The following is an 18104-nucleotide window of genomic DNA, read 5'->3' on the forward strand; positions in this document are numbered from 1 at the left end:
ACGGCCCCTGTCGTTTGAAGCAGGGGCCGTCTCTTATCCCTGGAGTATTCGCCTAGTGGCGGATGGTCTCTCCGGTTTCTTCCGTGCCGGGCTTGCCGGCGAGCGTGGCCTGCAGGGCCGCCTCGTCCTCGTCCGACCATTCGATCGGCGCAAGCGGACGGGTCAGCGCGCGGGCAAACACCTCATTGATGTCGGTGACAGGCACGATCTTCAGACCTTCCTTAACCTGATCCGGAATCTCGGTGAGATCTTTCTCATTCTCTTCCGGAATGAGGACCGTCTTGATGCCACCGCGCAGCGCGGCCAGGAGTTTCTCCTTCAGCCCGCCGATCGGCAGGACACGGCCCCTCAACGAGACCTCACCCGTCATGGCCACATCGCGGCGGACCGGATTGCCGGTGAGCAGCGAGACGATGGCTGTCGTCATCGCGATCCCGGCCGAAGGCCCGTCCTTGGGCGTCGCGCCGTCCGGCACGTGGACGTGGATGTCCGTCGTGTTGAACTGGCTCGGCTTGATACCAAGCATGACAGCCCGGGAGCGAACAAGCGAGCTTGCCGCCTGGATCGACTCCTTCATCACGTCGCGCAGGTTACCGGTGACCTTCATCAGGCCGCGTCCCGGCATCTGGACGGCTTCGATGGGAAGCAGGTCGCCCCCTGTCTCGGTCCAGGCAAGGCCGGTGACGGCACCGATCTGGTCTTCCTCGTCGGCCAGGCCGAAGCGGAATTTCCGGACACCGGCAAACTCGTCGAGATTGTCGGAAGTGACTTCGATGACGGTCTCGCCCTTCTGCGTGATCTGGCGCACGGCCTTGCGGGCCAGACGGGCCAGTTCGCGCTCGAGATTCCGCACACCGGCTTCACGCGTATAGTAGCGGATGAGGTCGCGGATGGCTTCCTCGTTAACGATCCATTCGCTCTCGGCAAGGCCGTGATCCTTACGGATCTTGGGCAGGAGGTGACGCTTCGCGATCTCCAGCTTCTCCGGTTCGGTGTAGCCGGCGATGCGGATGATCTCCATCCGGTCGAGAAGCGGCTGCGGCATGTTGAGCGAGTTCGCCGTCGTCACGAACATCACGTCCGAAAGGTCGTAATCGACTTCCAGATAGTGGTCGTTGAACGTCGAATTCTGCGCCGGGTCGAGCACTTCGAGAAGCGCCGAGGCCGGATCGCCGCGATGGTCCATGCCCATCTTGTCGATCTCGTCGAGCAGGAAGAGCGGATTGCCGGACTTGGCCTTCTTCATCGACTGGATGATACGGCCCGGCATGGAGCCGATATAGGTCCGGCGGTGACCGCGGATCTCGCTTTCGTCACGCACGCCGCCAAGCGACACGCGGACAAAGTCACGGCCCGTGGCTTCCGCAATCGAGCGGCCGAGAGAGGTCTTGCCGACGCCGGGCGGGCCGACGAGGCAGAGGATCGGGCCTTTCATCTTCTTGGTGCGCTTCTGCACAGCCAGATATTCGATGATCCGTTCCTTGACCTTCTCGAGACCGTAATGGTCGTGATCGAGCTGTTCCTCGGCCGCATCGAGATCGGTGGAGATCTCCTTGCGATTGCCCCAGGGCAGCGACAGCAGCCAGTCGAGATAATTCCGCACGACGGTGGATTCCGCCGACATCGGGCTCATCTGGCGCAGCTTCTTGATCTCCTGGTCGGCCTTGTTACGGGCCTCCTCGCTGAGCGGGGTCTCACGGATCTTCTCCTCGAGCTCGGCGACCTCGTCGCGTTCTTCACCGCCATCGCCCAGTTCGCGCTGAATGGCCTTCATCTGCTCATTCAGGTAATATTCGCGCTGGGTCTTCTCCATCTGGCGCTTGACGCGGTTCTTGATCTTCCGCTCCATCTGCATCATGCCCATTTCGCCTTCCATGAGGGCGAACACCTTCTCGAGGCGCTCACGGGCATTCGACAGTTCAAGCAGTTCCTGCTTGTCGGAGAGTTTGACCTGCAGCTGGGAAGCAACCGCATCGGCCAGCTTGCCGGCTTCGGTGATCTGCGAAACCGTCGCGACCGATTCCGGCGGAATCTTGCGGTTGAGCTTCGCATAGTTCTCGAACTGGTCGATCACGGCACGCGAGAGTGCCTGCACCTCGCCGGTATCGCCGGCTTCCGGCTCGATCAGCTCGACATCGGCATCGAAATAGCTGTCGCGGTCATTGAACTCGACGATCTGCGCCCGGCTGGCGCCTTCGACGAGCACCTTGACCGTCCCGTCCGGCAGCTTCAGCAGCTGCAGGATCGTGGCGACCGTGCCGATCTTGTGAATGTCGTCTGACGCGGGCTCATCGGTCGACGGGTCCTTTTGAGCAACGAGCATGATCTCGTTCTCGCCTTCGTCGACCATTTCCAGGGCCCGAACGGATTTGTCACGGCCCACAAACAGCGGTGCGACCATGTCGGGGAAAACAACTATGTCCCTCAGGGGAAGGACAGGGAGGGTCTTCTTGGGCATAATGCCTCCTCTCGATTCCATGGATCCTGCTCAGCAGCGATCCTGCCGGGCGCCCCCGCATGGTGGACGATTCCGGCTTCCTGATAAAGATGTGGAGGTAAACGCAGGCCATTCAAGCAGGCCTGCGCACAAGGAATGTCAGCTTTTAGGACGCTTCGCTCGGCTTGGCCGCCTTTGCGTGCACATGCAGCGGCGCCGCATGGCCTTCGACCACCTCGCCATTCACGACGATTTCCTCGACACCGCGCAGGTTCGGCAGCTCGAACATGGTGTCGAGCAGGATGCCTTCGAGGATGGAGCGCAGGCCGCGGGCCCCCGTCTTGCGGGCAATCGCCTTGCGGGCCACAGCGGTCAGCGCCTCGTCGGTAAAGGTGAGCTTCACCTCCTCCATGTCGAAGAGCCGCTGATACTGCTTGAGCAGCGCGTTCTTCGGCTGCGTCAGGATTTCGATGAGGGCTTCCTCGTCGAGATCCTCGAGCGTCGCGATCACCGGCAGGCGGCCGATGAATTCCGGAATGAGGCCATAACGTTGCAGGTCTTCCGGTTCCACATCGCGCAGGATCTCGCCGACGCCGCGGGCGTCCGGATCCTTCACGTCGGCGCCGAAGCCCATGCGGGTGCCTTCCCCGCGCGAGCTGATGATCTTGTCGAGACCGGCAAAGGCACCGCCGACAATGAACAGGATGTTCGTGGTGTCGACCTGCAGGAATTCCTGCTGGGGATGCTTGCGCCCGCCCTGCGGCGGCACAGCGGCAACCGTGCCTTCCATGATCTTGAGCAGCGCTTGCTGCACCCCCTCGCCGGAGACGTCGCGCGTTATGGACGGATTGTCGGACTTGCGCGAGATCTTGTCGATTTCGTCGATATAGACGATGCCGCGCTGGGCGCGCTCGACATTATAGTCTGCCGACTGGAGCAGTTTCAGAACGATGTTCTCGACATCCTCACCGACATAGCCGGCTTCGGTCAGCGTCGTCGCATCGGCCATGGTGAACGGCACATCCAGGATGCGCGCCAGCGTCTGCGCCAGCAGCGTCTTGCCGCAACCGGTCGGCCCGACGAGCAGGATGTTCGATTTCGCCAGCTCGACCCCGTCGGAGGTCGAGGCGTGCGAGAGGCGCTTGTAGTGGTTGTGAACCGCAACGGAGAGAATGCGCTTGGCGTGCGCCTGGCCGATCACATAATCGTCCAGCACATCGCAGATTTCGCGCGGGGTCGGCACACCGTCCTTCGACTTGAAGCCGGTCGCCTTGCTCTCCTCCCGGATGATGTCCATGCAGAGTTCGACGCATTCGTCGCAGATGAACACCGTGGGGCCGGCGATCAGCTTCTTCACTTCATGCTGGCTCTTGCCGCAAAAGGAACAATAAAGCGTATTCTTCGAATCGCCGGTGCCGTTCTGTTTCGTCATGGCTACCTCAATGCTTGCGATGAATTAACGCACGATTTATGCCGCGCGACATTCTCGCTTGATAATCGATCATATTTTTTCAGTCCGGACGCGCAAGTGCAGCTGCGCATCAATGCCGGACTATTTGTCCTCGTCGCCCTGACGGCGCTCATAGACCTGATCGAGCAGGCCGAAATCCTTGGCCTCGTCCGCCGTCATGAACGTATCCCGATCAAGCTTGCGCTCGATCGTATCGTAATCCTGACCGGTGTGTTTGACATAGATATCATTCAGCCGGCGTTTCAATTCGAGAATTTCCTCGGCATGGCGTTCGATGTCGGTCGCGACACCGCGATAGCCGCCGGAGGGCTGGTGAACCATGACGCGCGCATTCGGCAGCGCGATCCGCATGCCCTTCTCGCCGGCCGCGAGCAGCAGCGAGCCCATGCTGGCCGCCTGGCCGACGCAAACCGTCGAGACCGGGCAGCGGATGTATTGCATCGTGTCATAGATGGCGAGCCCCGAGGAAACATAGCCGCCGGGGCTGTTGATATACATCGAGATCTCTTTTTTCGGGCTCTCGGACTCCAGGAAGAGGAGCTGAGCCGTCACCACGCTGGCGGTATTGTCGTCGATGCCGCCGGTCACAAAGATAATGCGTTCCTTCAGCAGCCGCGAGAAGATGTCGAAGGCCCTCTCTCCGCGGCTCGTTTGTTCAACGACCGTCGGGACAAGGTTCAGAGCGGTGATGTAAGGGTCGGTCATTCGAGCGTTCCAGCCTGCTTGGTTCATTGTCGAGTGCGTATGTGGTCGCAGCTTGATGCATATTTGTCTATGCCGGGATTCACGCAAGGGCCAGAACGCATTTATCCACCGCCTGGCACTGAACTTCATCCTTACCCGGCAGAAAAACGCCCCGGACCGAAATCCGGGGCGCCTTGGTCATACGGGCCGTCTGTCGGCTTAGACCTTGTAGTACATGTCGAATTCGACCGGGTGCGGGTGCAGCTGCAGACGCTCCACCTCTTCCATCTTGAGATCGATATAGGCGTCGATCTGGTCGTCATCGAACACGCTGCCCTTTTTCAGGAAGCCGCGGTCGGCATCGAGGCTTTCGAGCGCCTCACGCAGCGAACCGCAGACCTGCGGGATCGACTTCGCCTCTTCCGGCGGCAGGTCGTAGAGGTCCTTGTCCATGGCGTCGCCCGGATGGATCTTGTTCTCGATCCCGTCGAGACCGGCCATGAGCAGCGCCGAGAAGGCCAGGTACGGGTTGGCCGTCGGGTCCGGGAAGCGCGTCTCGATGCGCTTGGCCTTCGGGCTGGAGCCAAACGGGATACGGATCGAGGCAGACCGGTTGCGGGCCGAATAGGCCAGCATCACCGGGGCTTCGAAGCCCGGCACCAGACGCTTGTACGAGTTGGTCGATGCGTTCGTCAGCGCGTTCAGCGCCTTGGCGTGCTTGATGATGCCGCCGATGTAGAACAGGCAGGTTTCCGACAGGCCGGCATACTGGTCGCCGGCGAACAGCGGCGAAGAGCCGTTCCAGATCGACTGGTGGACGTGCATGCCCGAGCCGTTGTCGTTGAAATACGGCTTCGGCATGAAGGTCGCCGTCTTGCCGTACTGGGCCGCCACATTGTGGACGACATACTTGTAGAGCTGCAGGCGGTCAGCCATCGAGGTCAGCGTCGAGAACTTCATGCCAAGCTCGTGCTGCGCCGGGGCAACCTCGTGGTGATGCTTCTCCGGCTCCAGGCCGAGCTCGCTCATGATGCCCAGCATTTCCGAGCGCATGTCCTGTTCGGAGTCGATCGGCGGGACCGGGAAATAGCCACCCTTCGTATGCGGGCGGTGGCCCATATTGCCCATCTCGTATTCCTTGTCCGTGTTGAACGGCAGCTCGGTGGAATCGAAGGAATAGCCGGTCTTGTGCGGCTCGGTGGACCAGCGGACATCGTCAAACACGAAGAACTCGGCTTCCGGGCCGAAATAGGCGGTCGTGCCGACACCCGATTGCTTCAAATAGGCTTCGGCCTTCTTGGCGGTCGTGCGCGGGTCACGGCCATAGGGCTGCTCGGTCATCGGATCGAGAATGTCGCAGACTACGGCCAGCGTCGTCTGTTGGAAGAACGGATCGATGACCGCTGCGCTCGGGTCCGGCTTGAGCAGCATGTCCGACTCATTGATCGTCTTCCAGCCGGCGACGGACGAGCCGTCGAACATCTGCCCTTCCACGAAGAAGTCGTCATCGACCATGCCCTTATCGAAGGTGACGTGCTGCATCTTCCCGCGCGGGTCGGTAAAACGAAGGTCAACGAACTCAACGTCCTTTTCCTTCATCAGCTTCATAAGATTTTCGGCCATTTAGCCCTCCAGTTTAAAACGTAAATCGTCCGGTTGTGTGTGTGCGGCTCAGGTCCCCTTAGAGCGCGCTTTCCCCGGTTTCTCCAGTACGTATCCGGACCGCTTCGCTGACATCCGATACGAAGATCTTACCATCGCCGATCTTGCCGGTATGCGCGGCTTTCGAGATCGCTTCAATGGCGCTGGGAACGCTGTCGTCCGCGATCACCAGCTCGACTTTCAACTTTGGCAGGAAATCCACGACATATTCCGCGCCGCGATAGAGTTCGGTGTGCCCCCTCTGGCGACCAAACCCCTTTGCCTCCGTCACGGTCATGCCCTGCATCCCCACAGCGTGAAGGGCCTCCTTCACGTCATCAAGTTTGAACGGTTTGATGATCGCTTCTATCTTTTTCATCGCCGGATAAACCCTTTCCACCTGTACTGTCGCTGACCTAACAGCCTCGTTCATTAGCGCGATATTTGAACCCGACAAATCGACGCCGTACAAATGCTTTTGCACGCTTTTTGATCGTCACTGGTGATTGTTTGTGCATAGCTTGATACCCCTGAAAATGACGGTCGCGTCATTGTTCAAAGGGGGCCGCCGTGCTAGTTAGTCTGTCAAATCAGCCCCTTCCGGCGACACGGATATGACCACCGCTTCTTATTATATAGATCCCGCGCGCGAGGCGCCGCGATTCCGCCCGCTGAAGGCGTGGCGTCACATGCAGAAGCTCATCGCCAACAAGGAAGATACCGAGCAAGTCTTTCACATCATCGAAGCCCTCAACGGCAAGGCGGCCTTCAAGGATTTCGAGCGCTTCATGGCGACGCCGGAAGGCCAGTCCCAGCTCAGCAAGCGCACCGTCCTGCCCCCGATTCTCGATGACCACACCCCGCTCCATTCGCTCCCTGAAGGCAGCGTTGGCCGCACCTATGCCGAATTCATGGAACGCGAAGGCCTCAGTGCGGCCGGCCTTGTCGCCGAAAGCGAGAAACGCCCGGCGGCCTGGCGCGAAATCGAGGATGATCTGCTCTGGTACGGGAATCGCCTGCGCGACACTCATGACATGATGCACATCCTGACCGGCTATGGCCGGGACGCGCTCGGCGAGGCCGCTCTGCTCGGCTTTACCCACAGCCAGCATGGCGGCGCGGGTGTCAGCTTCATCGCCTTTATGGGCGGGCGGCAGATTTCAAAGGCCGCTCCGAAAGCCGCCCGGATCCGCGACGTGATTCGCGAAGGTCGCCGCAATGGCAAGATCGCGCACCGCATCATCGAACAGGACATCGAGGCGCTTCTGCCGCGCCCGCTCGACGAGGTCCGCCAGGCGCTCAATATTCCCGAGCCGGTTCTCTACCGACGCGCGCTCGACATCATGGCGCAGGATGGCCTCGACCCATTCAAGGTCATGGAGACCGCGGCTTGATCTGTCTGGTACGTCACGGCGAAGCCGCCGCTGGATGGGGCCATGCGGCCGATCCCGGCCTCTCGCCGCTCGGCGAGAAACAGGCCGAAGCCGTTACCACAACACTGAAAGCCGCCAAGGCCGAGCGCATCGTGGCCAGCCCCATGGCACGCTGCCAGCAGACCTCCCTGCCCTTTGCACACGAAAGCGGCCTGGCCGTTGCAACCGACCGGACCGTCGGTGAGATCCCGACCCCGGACGGGCTTGAAGACCGCGTCGCCTGGCTGCGTGAGTTCATGGCGGGCTCCTGGTCGAATGCGCCCGCCCTGCTGAAGGGCTGGCGGGAGGACCTGATCCGCACGATCGAGACCATGCCGGACCACACGGTCGTCTTTACCCATTTCGTCGCGATCAACACCATTGTCGGGCATCTCGGTGGTTCGCAAAACGTTACCAGCTTCCGGCCGGGGCATTGCTCGGTCACCTGGCTTGCCAAGGGCGCCGACAGGCTGGTCGTCGAGCAACTTGGCAGCGAAGCCGCCACCAAAATTCTCTGAAGGCTTTTTCCTGCACCTTTGAGTGTACCCTTCAGGCGTACTCCCTACTGCACTCTCCAGGTGTACCGTCCCGAAACAGTCGGAGGGCCGTTTCGTCCGACCGGAGGGTTTTGCCCATCGCGGGAGCTTCGGTTATTCAGATGCCAGATCTCTCAGGTAGGATAGAGCATGTCCGGTATGGCCCACACCAACACTCCCGAACTCTGGATCGGCGCCTGGCCCTGGCCGTCCGATGACACGCACAAGCATGCCCGCGGGGCGCTGGGGTGTGTTTCGGGGCCAGCCTCCTCGACGGGCGCGGCCCGGCTTTCGGCCCGGTCCGGCCTGCGCATCGGCGCGGGCCTCGTGACGCTGTTCTCGCCACCCGGTGCCGTCCTCGTGAATGCCAGCCACGAAACGGCCGTCATGGTGAAAGCCTTCCGCGACACCGATGAGCTCGCCGCACTGGCCGGGACCTGCCGCTGCGGGCTGATCGGCCCGGGCGCCGGGGTCACCGATGAGACTCGCGCCAACACGCTGACCGTGCTGAAAGAAGCCCGTTCGGCCGTGCTCGATGCAGATGCCCTGAGCGTGTTCAAAGATGACACCGAGACCCTCTTCGCCGCGATCGACAAGCCGGCCATCCTCACGCCCCACCCCGGTGAGTTCAAACGCATTTTTCCCGACCTGCTGGATCAGCATGACCGCGAGACTGCCGCCCGGATCGCCGCAGAGCGCAGCGGCGCCGTGGTCATCCTGAAGGGACAGGTGTCCGTGATTGCTGCGCCTGACGGGCGCATCGTGCGCAACACCCACGCCACGCCCTTTCTGGCGACAGCCGGCAGCGGCGACGTGCTGGCCGGTATCGCCGGCGGCCTGCTGGCGCAGGGCATGACCGCGTTCGATGCGGCCTGTGCCGCCTGCTGGGTGCATGGCGAACTGGGCCTGCGGCTCGGGCCGGGCCTCATCGCCGAAGACCTGCCAGAGGCCCTGCCAGAGCTGCTCAGCGAGTTTTATGACAGCAGGCCTTGAACCGGCTCGCGCCTCGAATTACGAGACCCGATCGCATCACATGCGGATGTGGCGAAATTGGTAGACGCACCAGATTTAGGTTCTGGCGCCGAGAGGCGTGGGGGTTCAAGTCCCTCCATCCGCACCATGTGAAATTGCTAATGTCCCCCGCATAGACAGGGATGCAACGCTGTGACATACACCGCCGCTTCAAGGACATTGTAGGCCAGCGACTGGGCAATCCAGCCCCGATCGCGCACAAGGAATGAAATCATGGAATGCACCGAAACCACCGATGGCCTGAGCCGCATGTACAAGGTCAAGGTGCCTGCGAGCGAGCTGCAAACCCGTCTGGATGAACGCATTGAGGAAATCCGTCCGCAAATGCGCCTGAAGGGCTTCCGCCCAGGCAAGGTCCCGGCATCTCACGTCCGCAAGATGTTCGGCAAGTCCATCATGGGCGAAGTTGTCGAAGCGGTGATGAAGGAATCCAGCGAAAAGGCGATTGCCGACGCTGAGGTCCGCCCGGCTTCGCAGCCCGACATGCACATGGAAAGCGACATGGACAAGGTGCTCGATGGCGAAGAGGACCTCGCCTATCACATGCACGTCGATGTCATGCCAGACTTCGAGCCGGCCGACGCTTCCAAGCTGAAAGTCACCCGCCCGGTTGCCGATGTCGACGACGAGATGCTTGAAGAGGCTCTTGGCCGCGTCGCTGAGAACAACATGAAGTATGAGGCCCGCGGCAAGACCGCAAAGGCGCGCGACGGCGATGCTGTCGTGATCGATTTCGTCGGCAAGCTTGACGGCGAGCCGTTTGAAGGCGGGGCCGCCGAAGGCCACTCCCTTGTGCTGGGTTCCGGCAGCTTCATCCCCGGTTTTGAGGAGCAGCTCGTTGGCCTGAAAGCCGGCGATGAGAAAGAGGTCGAGGTGAAATTCCCGGACGAATACCAGGCCGAGCACCTCGCCGGCAAAGACGCCGTCTTCGAAGTGAAGGTTCATGAAGTTCGGGCGCCGAAGAAGCCTGAAATCGATGAGGAATTTGCCAAGGGCCTCGGTATCGAGTCGCTCGACGAGCTGAAGGACATGGTGAAGCAGCAGCTTCAACAGGAGCTCGACAATGCGTCGCGCTCAAAAGCCAAACGCAGCCTGCTCGATGCGCTCGACGAGAAGCACGATTTCGAACTGCCGCCGAAGATGGTCGACATGGAATTCGACCAGATCTGGCAACAGCTGCAGCAGGAAATGGATGCCGGCCGCGTCAGCGAGGAAGACAAGGACAAGTCCGACGACGACCTCAAGGCAGAGTATCGCAAGATTGCCGAGCGCCGCGTGCGCCTTGGCCTCGTGCTTGCCGAGATCGGCCGCCTGAACGACATCCAGATTTCCGAGCAGGAAGTCCAGCAGGCCCTGGTCCGCGAAGCCCAGCGCTTCCCCGGCCAGGAACGTCAGGTCATCGAGTTCTTCCAGCAGAACCCGAACGCCATGGCCCAGCTTCGCGCCCCGATCTACGAAGACAAGGTCGTCGACCACCTCCTCGAGCAGGTCGACATCACCGACAAGAAGGTCTCACGCGACGACCTTCTGGCTGAAGACGAAGAATAAGCCAGGCTGAAAGCCTAGCCTTTTGAAGGCCCGGTGGAGATGTCATCCGCCGGGCCTTTTCTTTTGTCCCGTCGCCTCTGCGTGAGCTGGATCGTCTTTCCACCGGCGGCGTCCGCGTCGAACACTGCCGAGCGAATCCTCATGGGGACGAGGTGCTGAGGCTGCGCCGGTGTAATATCGATGACGCGACCGCCTACTTCCTGCCAGCCGATCATGGCGCGCAACCGGTATCGCCCGGGCGCCAGCCCCTCAAAGGCATAGTGCCCGAACGCGGCCGACTGTGTCTCGATGACCGTCGATGTCTCCATGTCGATCAGCTGGACCGTTTCGCCTTCGAGCCACGCATCGCCACGGCTTTTTTCGCCATCGCGATTGGCGTCGAGAAAAAGGGTACCCCGGATCTGCCCCGAAACCTGCACAGCGATTTGCGCTCGTGTCGAGCGCTCTGTGCTGAGCGTGACCGTGTCTGCTCCGCGCTCAAGGACGCCAAAGCCCAATGGCAGGCTGTGGGGCTTCACCCGCACGCGATAGTCCCCTTCGCCCAGAATGCGGGCAACATACCCTTCCCCATCAGGATGAGCCCTTGCAGGGGATGGTTGCGCAACCGTCAGGGCTGCCGGCTGAAACAGAGCCTCCTGCGGCATATGCTGCCCATCACCATTGCCGTCAAAGAACATCTGAAGTGTCAAATCGGCGGAGACGGCTTGTTTTGTGGGCTGCGTGTGCTCGGTGAGCCTGTTCTTGCTCCGCTCCGGCGCATGATCCCCGAGCGGTTTTGCCGGTTGTTGCGCGGTCAGCATGCTCGTGGCAGGGCGGTTTATGGGGCGTGCGCCCCCACGACGTCCAGGAGCAAGGCTGGCCTTGAGCAGCAAAGAAGCTTCCAGGCTCGGCGGCTGGGTCATGCCGATCCTGGCGTTCTTGCGCCGCGCTTGAGGGTCAGGCGACCGGACATCACCCTCCACGCGTGTTTGTGGAACCGGCCTCAAGGCAGCCTGTAACAGCCTGGGGTTGCTCACAGCCGGCATCGACTCCTCGTCGGCCTGCGGGGCGATCGATGGAATCGCCCAATCATCCTGGCTACGCCAGTCGCCTGAAGAACGGCCTCCCGCCGCAGGCGTCCAGACCGCAGCGACAAGTTCGCTGCTTGAGCGAGACAGGCCACTAGCCTGTGTCGGGCCATAGCTGGCACGCTGGACCAGCGCAGGCTCTCTGCGTTGTGGTGGCGTGCGATGCGTCATGGCATCCGCCATAGAAACCGGGCTGACGTCCAGCTCTATACCTCGGTCATAGGCTTCCCTCACGGCCGAGCGCACGGAGCGCACATTGCCGTTTGCAAACCGGGTTTCGTATCGCCAGGCCGTTACCGGCGCCGCGTCTGTCTCAAGGGCACGAAGGCCTTCATGGCCGAGCACCTGCAAGGGCTGATCGCGGACATCGCTTCTGGCCAGTGCGGCCGGAGACGCACCAGCAGCCATGACAATGGCAAGCAGAAGGACACGAAGGAGGTTCATTCCGGGTAAGGCCAGCCCCTGCCAAAACACACCCTTCAGCTTTATGCCGGCTGGCTTAACGCCTCGCTCATGAAATCCATCAAATCTGCAGGGAATAGCGCCCGCTTGCGACAACGCGCCCCAAAGCCGCACAGGCCAGGAGGGCATAGTCTGCAAGTCCTGAAGCCCCAAAAGCCCAAGAAAAAGCTTTATGTTATGCCAATAACGCCGCGATTTTTAACAGCATTTTTCCTTGTGGCGACATTTCTGATTGTCGGGTGCGATGGCGGTAAAACCTCCGCGCCGGCACCGGAGCCTGCTCCGGCACAAGAGACGCAGGACGCGAATGTTTCCGGTCAGGAAGGGTCTGCGACGGGCTCTCCCGCTACGGGAGACGAGGCCTTTGCCGACCTACCGGCGCCATACAGCGAGGCCGATTACGCCCTTGGCCGACGCACCTTCAAACTGTGCAGTAGCTGCCACACGGTCGTGGAGGGCGGCCGAAATCTCGTCGGACCGAACCTTCATGAGATCATGGGACGCCAGGTCGGCTCACTGCCATCCTTCAACTATTCGCAGGCCCTGTCGGACGCCGATTTCGAATGGACGCCTGACCGGCTTGAGCACTGGCTTGCCAACCCCAGAAGCTATCTGCCCGGCAACAATATGACCTTTGCCGGTGTGCGCCGCGAGCGCGACCGTCACGCCGTCATTGCCTATCTGATGGTGGAAAGCGGCTATCAGCCCGAGGGCGATGCGTCTGCAGAGGACAGCGGGGACGGAGCAAGCCCCCCGCAATAGCGTCAAAGCTGCCGCAATCTAGAACGTCTTGGCCAGCGCGAGGAAGGCGGCAGTTTCCTCGAATGCGCCTCCGAATTCGGTGGTTGTGCCCAGGGAGACATCGGCAAACCCGCTCTTCCAGAGCAATTCAAACTGGTATTTCCGCGAGCGGGCATTCGCCGAACCCTCATCGAGCCAAATCTGCGAGACGGTCCAGAGATCCCCGACAAGCTGCTGGCCATAGCCGGCCTCGAGCCTGTGCCGGACACAGCCATCCTCGTGAGCCCTCACAGCGCCCTCGGCAAACCAGAACAGGTCCCATTTCTGCTTCTTGCCAATCTGCGCCGACTGGCCGAGCCCCGCACGGACCTCTGCGCCAAGCGCCTCGCAGCCGGCCGCGCCACCAATCGCTTCGCCCTTCAGCGCTCCGGCTTCCAGCGAGGCTATGAGACTCTTGGGCAGGTTGAAAGATCGCCGCGCCGTTATACGCCAGCCATCCTTGTCGTATTCACTGAAGTCATCGAACTGGAGGCGCTCATATTTGAGCGTCAGCGTCCAGTCATCATCAAGGCCGTACTCGCCATAGGAATCGAGACGCACCGCATCCAACGATTCCAGGCTGACACGGGACACGGCAAGCCGGGCATAAACCTGTTCATCGGCTCGCCCCCACGGACCAGCCGATGCCTGTTGTGCCTGCAGCACAACCAATAGGAACAGCCCCCACCCACGCATCGGTGGAGACCCTAGCAGGGCCTCCACCAGATGTTGAGCGAAAAGATTTAGAGGCGAAAGCGGATCTGATCGGACCAGAAGCGCTCAAGACGCGATACGGTCTTATTGAGCTGCGTCAGATCCGTCGGGCGGACGCTGGCCGTAGGCTCAAGCGCCGTCGCCTGTTTGGCGAAGAGGCTTTCCACACGCTCACGAACTGCATGGCCGCGATCGGTCAGCTTCAAGTGAACCGTCCGCTTGTCGGCCTCGGAACGCGACTGGACCAGATAGCCGCCTTCCTGAAGCTTCTTGATGTTGTAGGAGAGGCTCGTGCCAGCAAACGCGCCGCGGGCCCGCAGAGTGGAGGCCGGCGTTTCACCCTCGCCAATTTCATAAAGCAGCAGCGCCTGGACGCCCGTCAGATGGCGTTCGCCGCCACGTTCGAGGTCATCCTTGACGACGTCGTGCAGGCGGCGATGCGCCTGCTCGAGCAGCGAAAGGGATTTCAGAAAGGATTCAGCAACCGTATCACCGGTCGCTGCTTGTGCAGCGTTGTTCATTGTTACCACCATCATCACTCAACTTTTGTTGTAGTTTGATGAGAGTTAGCCTGATCTTCCTGATATTTCGTTAAACATGCCTGCATGGAAGGTCCGATTCGTTAACAAAAGGCGCAAATTCCCTAATTTCAGGCCGCCATATACACGCAGGACGTGCAAACTACAGCTTAGCTGCAAGCCTCACTGGAAGCCTTCACCCCACAGGGGCATATATTGGCAGTAGGCAACTATCGCGATGACGGCAGCGTTATTCTCCTGTGAAAAGCGCGCCACACAGCATTTCTATGTGAGCTGCGTTCTGCAATAAATATTGCGAATCATGCGAGATGAACGGGATTGGATGAGCCGGTATGAGTGAAAGTCGCGCCCATCAACGCTACGATCTGAGCACAACCGGCACCCTCATTCTCGAGACCGGGTTCAAGATCTCATTCGTCGTAAAAGACATGTCGCAGCGCGGTGCAAAGATCCTGCTGGAAAGCAGCACGATCCTTCCCGAGCGTTTCATCGTGGAGATCGTGAGCGTGGACCGCCAGAAGATCAAACGCTGCAAGGCCTCCCGCCAATGGCAGCGCGGCCCGCTTGTCGGAATCCGGCTCCTGAGTTCCCAGACCATCTCCCTGTGACCTGCTGGCTGCGCAGTGTGGCCCAAGTGTGACAGACATCCAATCACGTCCCGTGCATAGTATGATCTGCCGCGCCGCGGGTGCGGCCTCCTCTCTTGCGATCATTCTTTGTCTGCCCGTCGTCTGTCCATGCTGCGCAAATGCCCCTCCTACACAATTGCACCGGCCGGCCCGTCCGACATTCCGCGCGTGATTGAGGTCGACAAGGCTGCAGGCACGCTGTTCGATCCGACCGGGCTCCTTAGTGAAGATGCCCTGGCCGATCATGTGCCCGAGGAGGTGCTGATCAGCGCAATCCGGCAGGACCAGCTGGATGTCGTGCGCATGGAGGATGGGCTGACGGTCGGATTTACCCTGGTGTCGCATCGCGGAAAAGGCCTTTATCTCGATCAGATCAGTGTCGACCCGGCGCATGGGCGCAAGGGAATTGGCCGGGCGCTGATGGACCATGTCATTCGCAAGGCAGTAGACAACGGCTTTCCGGAAGTGACCCTCTCGACCTTCCGCGACCTCGCGTGGAATGCCCCTTTCTACGCATCGATAGGCTTCCGCCCAATCCCGCGTAAGGCGATGGAGGACTTCATGTTCGACATCGAAGAGGCGCAGAAGCCCTTCATGGATGTATCCAAACGGGTTTTCATGAGAAAACGTGTTCGCAGGACGCCATTTCGCGTTACAAGGTCGGCATGACGACTGCGTTTCCCCAATCCTTCCCGCACACCCGCCTGCGGCGTCTGCGCCGCGCTCCCTGGATCCGGCAGCTGAGCGCCGAGAACAGCCTTACACCGGCCGATCTTATCTGGTCTGCCGTGGTTCATGATGGCGAAGAGCCGAAGATCCCCGTCGGGTCCATGCCAGGCTTTCACCGGCTGAATGTCGCCGAAGCGGCCAAGGCGGCAAAACGCGCACGAGACCTCGGCATTCCCGCCATTGCCATCTTTCCGCACATCAATCCCGCCCGGAAGGATGAAACGGGGCGGGAAGCCTTGAACCCGAACGGGCTCGTACCCGACGCGATCAGGGCCATGAAGGATGCCGCCCCGGAAGTCGGCATCATCTGCGATGTCGCGCTCGACCCCTATACCAGCCACGGCCATGACGGTGTCATCGATGAAACCGGCTACGTACTGAATGACGAGACGACCGAACTTCTGGTCGCCCAGGCCGTCGAGCAGGCCCGTGCCGGGGCCGACATCGTTGCCCCGTCGGACATGATGGACGGCCGTGTCGGCGCCATACGCGAGGCGCTCGAGAGCGAGGGGCATCGCAATACGATGATCCTGTCCTATGCCGCCAAATATGCCAGCGGCTTCTATGGCCCCTATCGCGACGCCATCGGATCGGCCACAGCCCTGAAGGGCGACAAGAAGACCTATCAGCAGAACCCCGCCAATTCCGATGAAGCCCTGCGGGAAGTCGCCATGGACATCGCCGAGGGTGCGGACATGGTCATGGTCAAACCGGGCCTTCCCTATCTCGATATTATCCGGCGCGTTTCCGAGACCTTCGCCATCCCGACCATCGCTTTCCAGGTCTCGGGCGAATACGCCCAGATCAGGGCGGCCGGTGACCAGGGCTGGATCGATGGCGAACGGGTCATGATGGAAGCGCTGATGTCCTTCAAGCGCGCCGGGGCCTCCGGCATCATCACCTATTTCGCCGAACAGGCCGCCGAGCTTCTGAACGCGTGATCCGGGCCCCTCTCCTGCATACGCTCGCGGTGGCACTCACCGCATCCCTGTGTGCATGGCCGTTAGTGTCTGGCCCAGCGGCGGCCCAGACGCAGGCGGGCTTTGACGAGACCTCCCTCGCCGACCTTGAGGGCGGGCGTTGGGGGATCAGCCTGATTGCCCTGGATGGCACGCCATTGATCCGTGTGAATGCGGACAAGCGGTTCGTGCCCGGTTCAACCCTGAAACTTGTCACCACAGCGTCGGCCTTTCACTATCTCGGCGATTACGGAAATGCCGGCTGGCCGCAGGGAACAGCCCTTTACCGCCAGCAGAGCGCTTCAGCCCCTTATCCGGATCTCATCCTCGTCGGCTCAGGCGATGCCACCTTGTCCTCAGGTGAAGGCTGTGAAGAGAACTGCCTGGACACCCTCGTCGAAGCAGCCCGAACGGCCGGCCTGACGGATATTCACGACATACAGGTGGATGACAGCCTGTTCGAACCGCCCACCTGGCCTGACGGGTGGAGCCATGAAGACCTTCGATTCGGCTATGGCTCCGCAATATCAGCACTCAGCATTGATGACGCCATTGCCAAGGCCACGATCGAGCCGGGCCCTGCCATCGGCGCCGCCCCGGCCCTCACCTGGCTGTCGCCCATCCCCTACCCGCTTGATGTCAGTCAGGCCGAAACCGTGGCCAGCGGCTTTGAGCTTGAGCTGCACAAACAGCCAGCAGCGCCGGGCGGCCAGGTGTTCGGGACGATTGGGCGCACCCTGAGCCCCGTGCTCCTCGAACTTGGCCTCGATGACCCATCGCTGCAGGCTGGCCGTGTCTTCCGCGACAGTCTCGCCCGCCATGGCATACGCGTGCATGGAGAGGTGACGCGCCGGCCTGCCCCAACCGAGGCGCCCGTCAGCGGCTTCACGCCCCAGCTGATCTCGCGTCTTGCGCCGCCGGATCCGCGCGAAACCCTGCGTGACATCCTCTATGACAGCAATAATTTCCATGCCGAAACCCTGCTGCATCATGTCTCGCTTGTGATGGGCGACAAGACGGAAGAAGCCGGGCTCGACCTGATGACGCATCTGCTGCTTGAGTCCGGCACACCTGAAACGCAATTCAACCTCGTCGACGGATCCGGCCTCTCCTTTTACAACCGCGTGTCGCCAGACACGCTGAGCAACCTTCTGGTTTGGGCCTCCCAGCAACCCTGGTTCGAGGAGTGGTCCAGCCTGCTCGCGGCAAGCGGCCAGAACGGAACCCTTGAGCACCGTCTTGCCAGCCGCTCCTTCCGGGGCGTCCTGAGAGCGAAAAGCGGAACGGTTTTCGGTGCAGATGCGCTCGCAGGCTACTTCACCGCCGAAAGCGGGCAGACCGTGGCCTTCAGCGTCATCATCAATGACAGCGCGCTCAGCCACGCGGCCGCGCGGGCCGAGATTGATGCATTTCTGAAGCAGATGATCAGAGCGTTATAGTCGCTCGGCCCCTCGTGCCGGTCTG

The 18104-nt window shown here is 61.2% G+C and carries 17 protein-coding genes and 1 tRNA gene; 10 read left to right on the plus strand and 8 right to left on the minus strand.

All coding sequences use genetic code 11. From position 1 onward, the window contains the following. Positions 1-52 precede the first annotated feature (52 nt). From lon to B8784_RS20535, 5 genes are all read right to left on the minus strand, one after another. On the minus strand, positions 53-2458 hold the full coding sequence (lon, locus tag B8784_RS20515) for an endopeptidase La (protein ID WP_084399937.1): 2406 nt from the start codon (positions 2456-2458) through the stop codon (positions 53-55). 145 nt (positions 2459-2603) lie between these two features. Beyond that, entirely contained in the window at positions 2604-3869 is a 1266-nt protein-coding gene (gene clpX / locus B8784_RS20520) for an ATP-dependent Clp protease ATP-binding subunit ClpX (protein WP_084399938.1), read from the minus strand. Between the two features lie 120 nt (positions 3870-3989). Beyond that, positions 3990-4613: an ATP-dependent Clp protease proteolytic subunit gene (locus B8784_RS20525; protein ID WP_084399939.1), complete on the minus strand. Its 624-nt coding sequence runs from the start codon at positions 4611-4613 to the stop codon at positions 3990-3992. Positions 4614-4811: 198 nt separating this feature from the next. Then, entirely contained in the window at positions 4812-6215 is a 1404-nt protein-coding gene (gene glnA / locus B8784_RS20530) for a type I glutamate--ammonia ligase (protein ID WP_084399940.1), read from the minus strand. Positions 6216-6273: 58 nt separating this feature from the next. After that, the gene (locus B8784_RS20535; protein ID WP_084399941.1) at positions 6274-6612 is read right to left on the minus strand and encodes a P-II family nitrogen regulator; all 339 of its coding nucleotides are present in this window, start codon (positions 6610-6612) and stop codon (positions 6274-6276) included. 310 nt (positions 6613-6922) lie between these two features. On the opposite strand from B8784_RS20535, the gene B8784_RS20540 reads away from it, so the two are divergent. The 5 genes from B8784_RS20540 to tig all read left to right on the plus strand — a co-directional run bounded on the left by B8784_RS20540 (position 6923) and on the right by tig (position 10761). Further along, the gene (locus B8784_RS20540) at positions 6923-7627 is read left to right on the plus strand and encodes a Coq4 family protein (RefSeq protein ID WP_084400060.1); all 705 of its coding nucleotides are present in this window, start codon (positions 6923-6925) and stop codon (positions 7625-7627) included. Beyond that, the gene (locus tag B8784_RS20545) at positions 7624-8163 is read left to right on the plus strand and encodes a histidine phosphatase family protein (RefSeq protein WP_084399942.1); all 540 of its coding nucleotides are present in this window, start codon (positions 7624-7626) and stop codon (positions 8161-8163) included. The genes B8784_RS20540 and B8784_RS20545 overlap by 4 nt, the downstream gene beginning before the upstream one ends. A gap of 168 nt (positions 8164-8331) precedes the next feature. Then, positions 8332-9174 carry an NAD(P)H-hydrate dehydratase gene (locus B8784_RS20550; protein WP_143435663.1) on the plus strand — a complete coding sequence of 281 codons (843 nt, stop codon included), beginning with the start codon at positions 8332-8334 and terminating at the stop codon, positions 9172-9174. Positions 9175-9216: 42 nt separating this feature from the next. Then, positions 9217-9301: transfer RNA gene (locus B8784_RS20555), tRNA-Leu, on the plus strand. Between the two features lie 125 nt (positions 9302-9426). Then, the gene (gene tig / locus B8784_RS20560; protein ID WP_084399944.1) at positions 9427-10761 is read left to right on the plus strand and encodes a trigger factor; all 1335 of its coding nucleotides are present in this window, start codon (positions 9427-9429) and stop codon (positions 10759-10761) included. A 14-nt stretch (positions 10762-10775) separates the two neighbouring features. Here the strand turns inward: tig and B8784_RS20565 are convergent, their stop codons facing one another. Then, entirely contained in the window at positions 10776-12272 is a 1497-nt protein-coding gene (locus tag B8784_RS20565) for an SdrD B-like domain-containing protein (protein WP_158085774.1), read from the minus strand. Between the two features lie 234 nt (positions 12273-12506). Between B8784_RS20565 and B8784_RS20570 the strand changes: the two genes are divergently transcribed. After that, entirely contained in the window at positions 12507-13052 is a 546-nt protein-coding gene (locus B8784_RS20570; protein ID WP_233356266.1) for a c-type cytochrome, read from the plus strand. An 18-nt stretch (positions 13053-13070) separates the two neighbouring features. On the opposite strand, the gene B8784_RS20575 is transcribed toward B8784_RS20570, so the two are convergent. Both B8784_RS20575 and B8784_RS20580 read right to left on the minus strand, forming a co-directional pair. Further along, on the minus strand, positions 13071-13766 hold the full coding sequence (locus tag B8784_RS20575) for a hypothetical protein (RefSeq protein WP_084399947.1): 696 nt from the start codon (positions 13764-13766) through the stop codon (positions 13071-13073). A gap of 47 nt (positions 13767-13813) precedes the next feature. After that, positions 13814-14305, minus strand: a complete 492-nt coding sequence (locus tag B8784_RS20580) for a MarR family winged helix-turn-helix transcriptional regulator (protein WP_233356267.1) — start codon at positions 14303-14305, stop codon at positions 13814-13816. Positions 14306-14655: 350 nt separating this feature from the next. Between B8784_RS20580 and B8784_RS20585 the strand changes: the two genes are divergently transcribed. The 4 genes from B8784_RS20585 (at position 14656) to dacB (ending at position 18079) form a co-directional block, all read left to right on the plus strand. After that, entirely contained in the window at positions 14656-14931 is a 276-nt protein-coding gene (locus B8784_RS20585; RefSeq protein ID WP_084399949.1) for a hypothetical protein, read from the plus strand. A gap of 108 nt (positions 14932-15039) precedes the next feature. After that, entirely contained in the window at positions 15040-15621 is a 582-nt protein-coding gene (locus B8784_RS20590) for a GNAT family N-acetyltransferase (RefSeq protein WP_143435664.1), read from the plus strand. Beyond that, on the plus strand, positions 15618-16622 hold the full coding sequence (gene hemB / locus B8784_RS20595; protein WP_084399951.1) for a porphobilinogen synthase: 1005 nt from the start codon (positions 15618-15620) through the stop codon (positions 16620-16622). Before B8784_RS20590 ends, hemB begins: the two co-directional genes overlap by 4 nt. Before the next feature lie 65 nt (positions 16623-16687). Next, positions 16688-18079 carry a D-alanyl-D-alanine carboxypeptidase/D-alanyl-D-alanine endopeptidase gene (gene dacB, locus B8784_RS20600; RefSeq protein ID WP_158085775.1) on the plus strand — a complete coding sequence of 464 codons (1392 nt, stop codon included), beginning with the start codon at positions 16688-16690 and terminating at the stop codon, positions 18077-18079. Positions 18080-18104: the final 25 nt, after the last annotated feature.

It is taken from the genome of Henriciella aquimarina, assembly GCF_002088975.1.
Taxonomy (GTDB): Bacteria; Pseudomonadota; Alphaproteobacteria; order Caulobacterales; family Hyphomonadaceae; genus Henriciella; species Henriciella aquimarina.

Excerpts from the sequence above, each read along its gene's own strand:
- clpX (WP_084399938.1), bottom strand. The coding sequence starts at position 3,869 with ATGACGAAACAGAACGGCACCGGCGATTCGAAGAATACGCTTTATTGT.
- lon (WP_084399937.1), bottom strand. The coding sequence starts at position 2,458 with ATGCCCAAGAAGACCCTCCCTGTCCTTCCCCTGAGGGACATAGTTGTT.
- B8784_RS20550 (WP_143435663.1), top strand. The coding sequence starts at position 8,332 with ATGTCCGGTATGGCCCACACCAACACTCCCGAACTCTGGATCGGCGCC.
- B8784_RS20540 (WP_084400060.1), top strand. The coding sequence starts at position 6,923 with ATGCAGAAGCTCATCGCCAACAAGGAAGATACCGAGCAAGTCTTTCAC.
- hemB (WP_084399951.1), top strand. The coding sequence starts at position 15,618 with ATGACGACTGCGTTTCCCCAATCCTTCCCGCACACCCGCCTGCGGCGT.
- B8784_RS20580 (WP_233356267.1), bottom strand. The coding sequence starts at position 14,305 with ATGAACAACGCTGCACAAGCAGCGACCGGTGATACGGTTGCTGAATCC.
- B8784_RS20525 (WP_084399939.1), bottom strand. The coding sequence starts at position 4,613 with ATGACCGACCCTTACATCACCGCTCTGAACCTTGTCCCGACGGTCGTT.
- B8784_RS20565 (WP_158085774.1), bottom strand. The coding sequence starts at position 12,272 with ATGAACCTCCTTCGTGTCCTTCTGCTTGCCATTGTCATGGCTGCTGGT.
- tig (WP_084399944.1), top strand. The coding sequence starts at position 9,427 with ATGGAATGCACCGAAACCACCGATGGCCTGAGCCGCATGTACAAGGTC.
- glnA (WP_084399940.1), bottom strand. The coding sequence starts at position 6,215 with ATGGCCGAAAATCTTATGAAGCTGATGAAGGAAAAGGACGTTGAGTTC.
- B8784_RS20575 (WP_084399947.1), bottom strand. The coding sequence starts at position 13,766 with ATGCGTGGGTGGGGGCTGTTCCTATTGGTTGTGCTGCAGGCACAACAG.
- B8784_RS20585 (WP_084399949.1), top strand. The coding sequence starts at position 14,656 with ATGAGTGAAAGTCGCGCCCATCAACGCTACGATCTGAGCACAACCGGC.
- B8784_RS20535 (WP_084399941.1), bottom strand. The coding sequence starts at position 6,612 with ATGAAAAAGATAGAAGCGATCATCAAACCGTTCAAACTTGATGACGTG.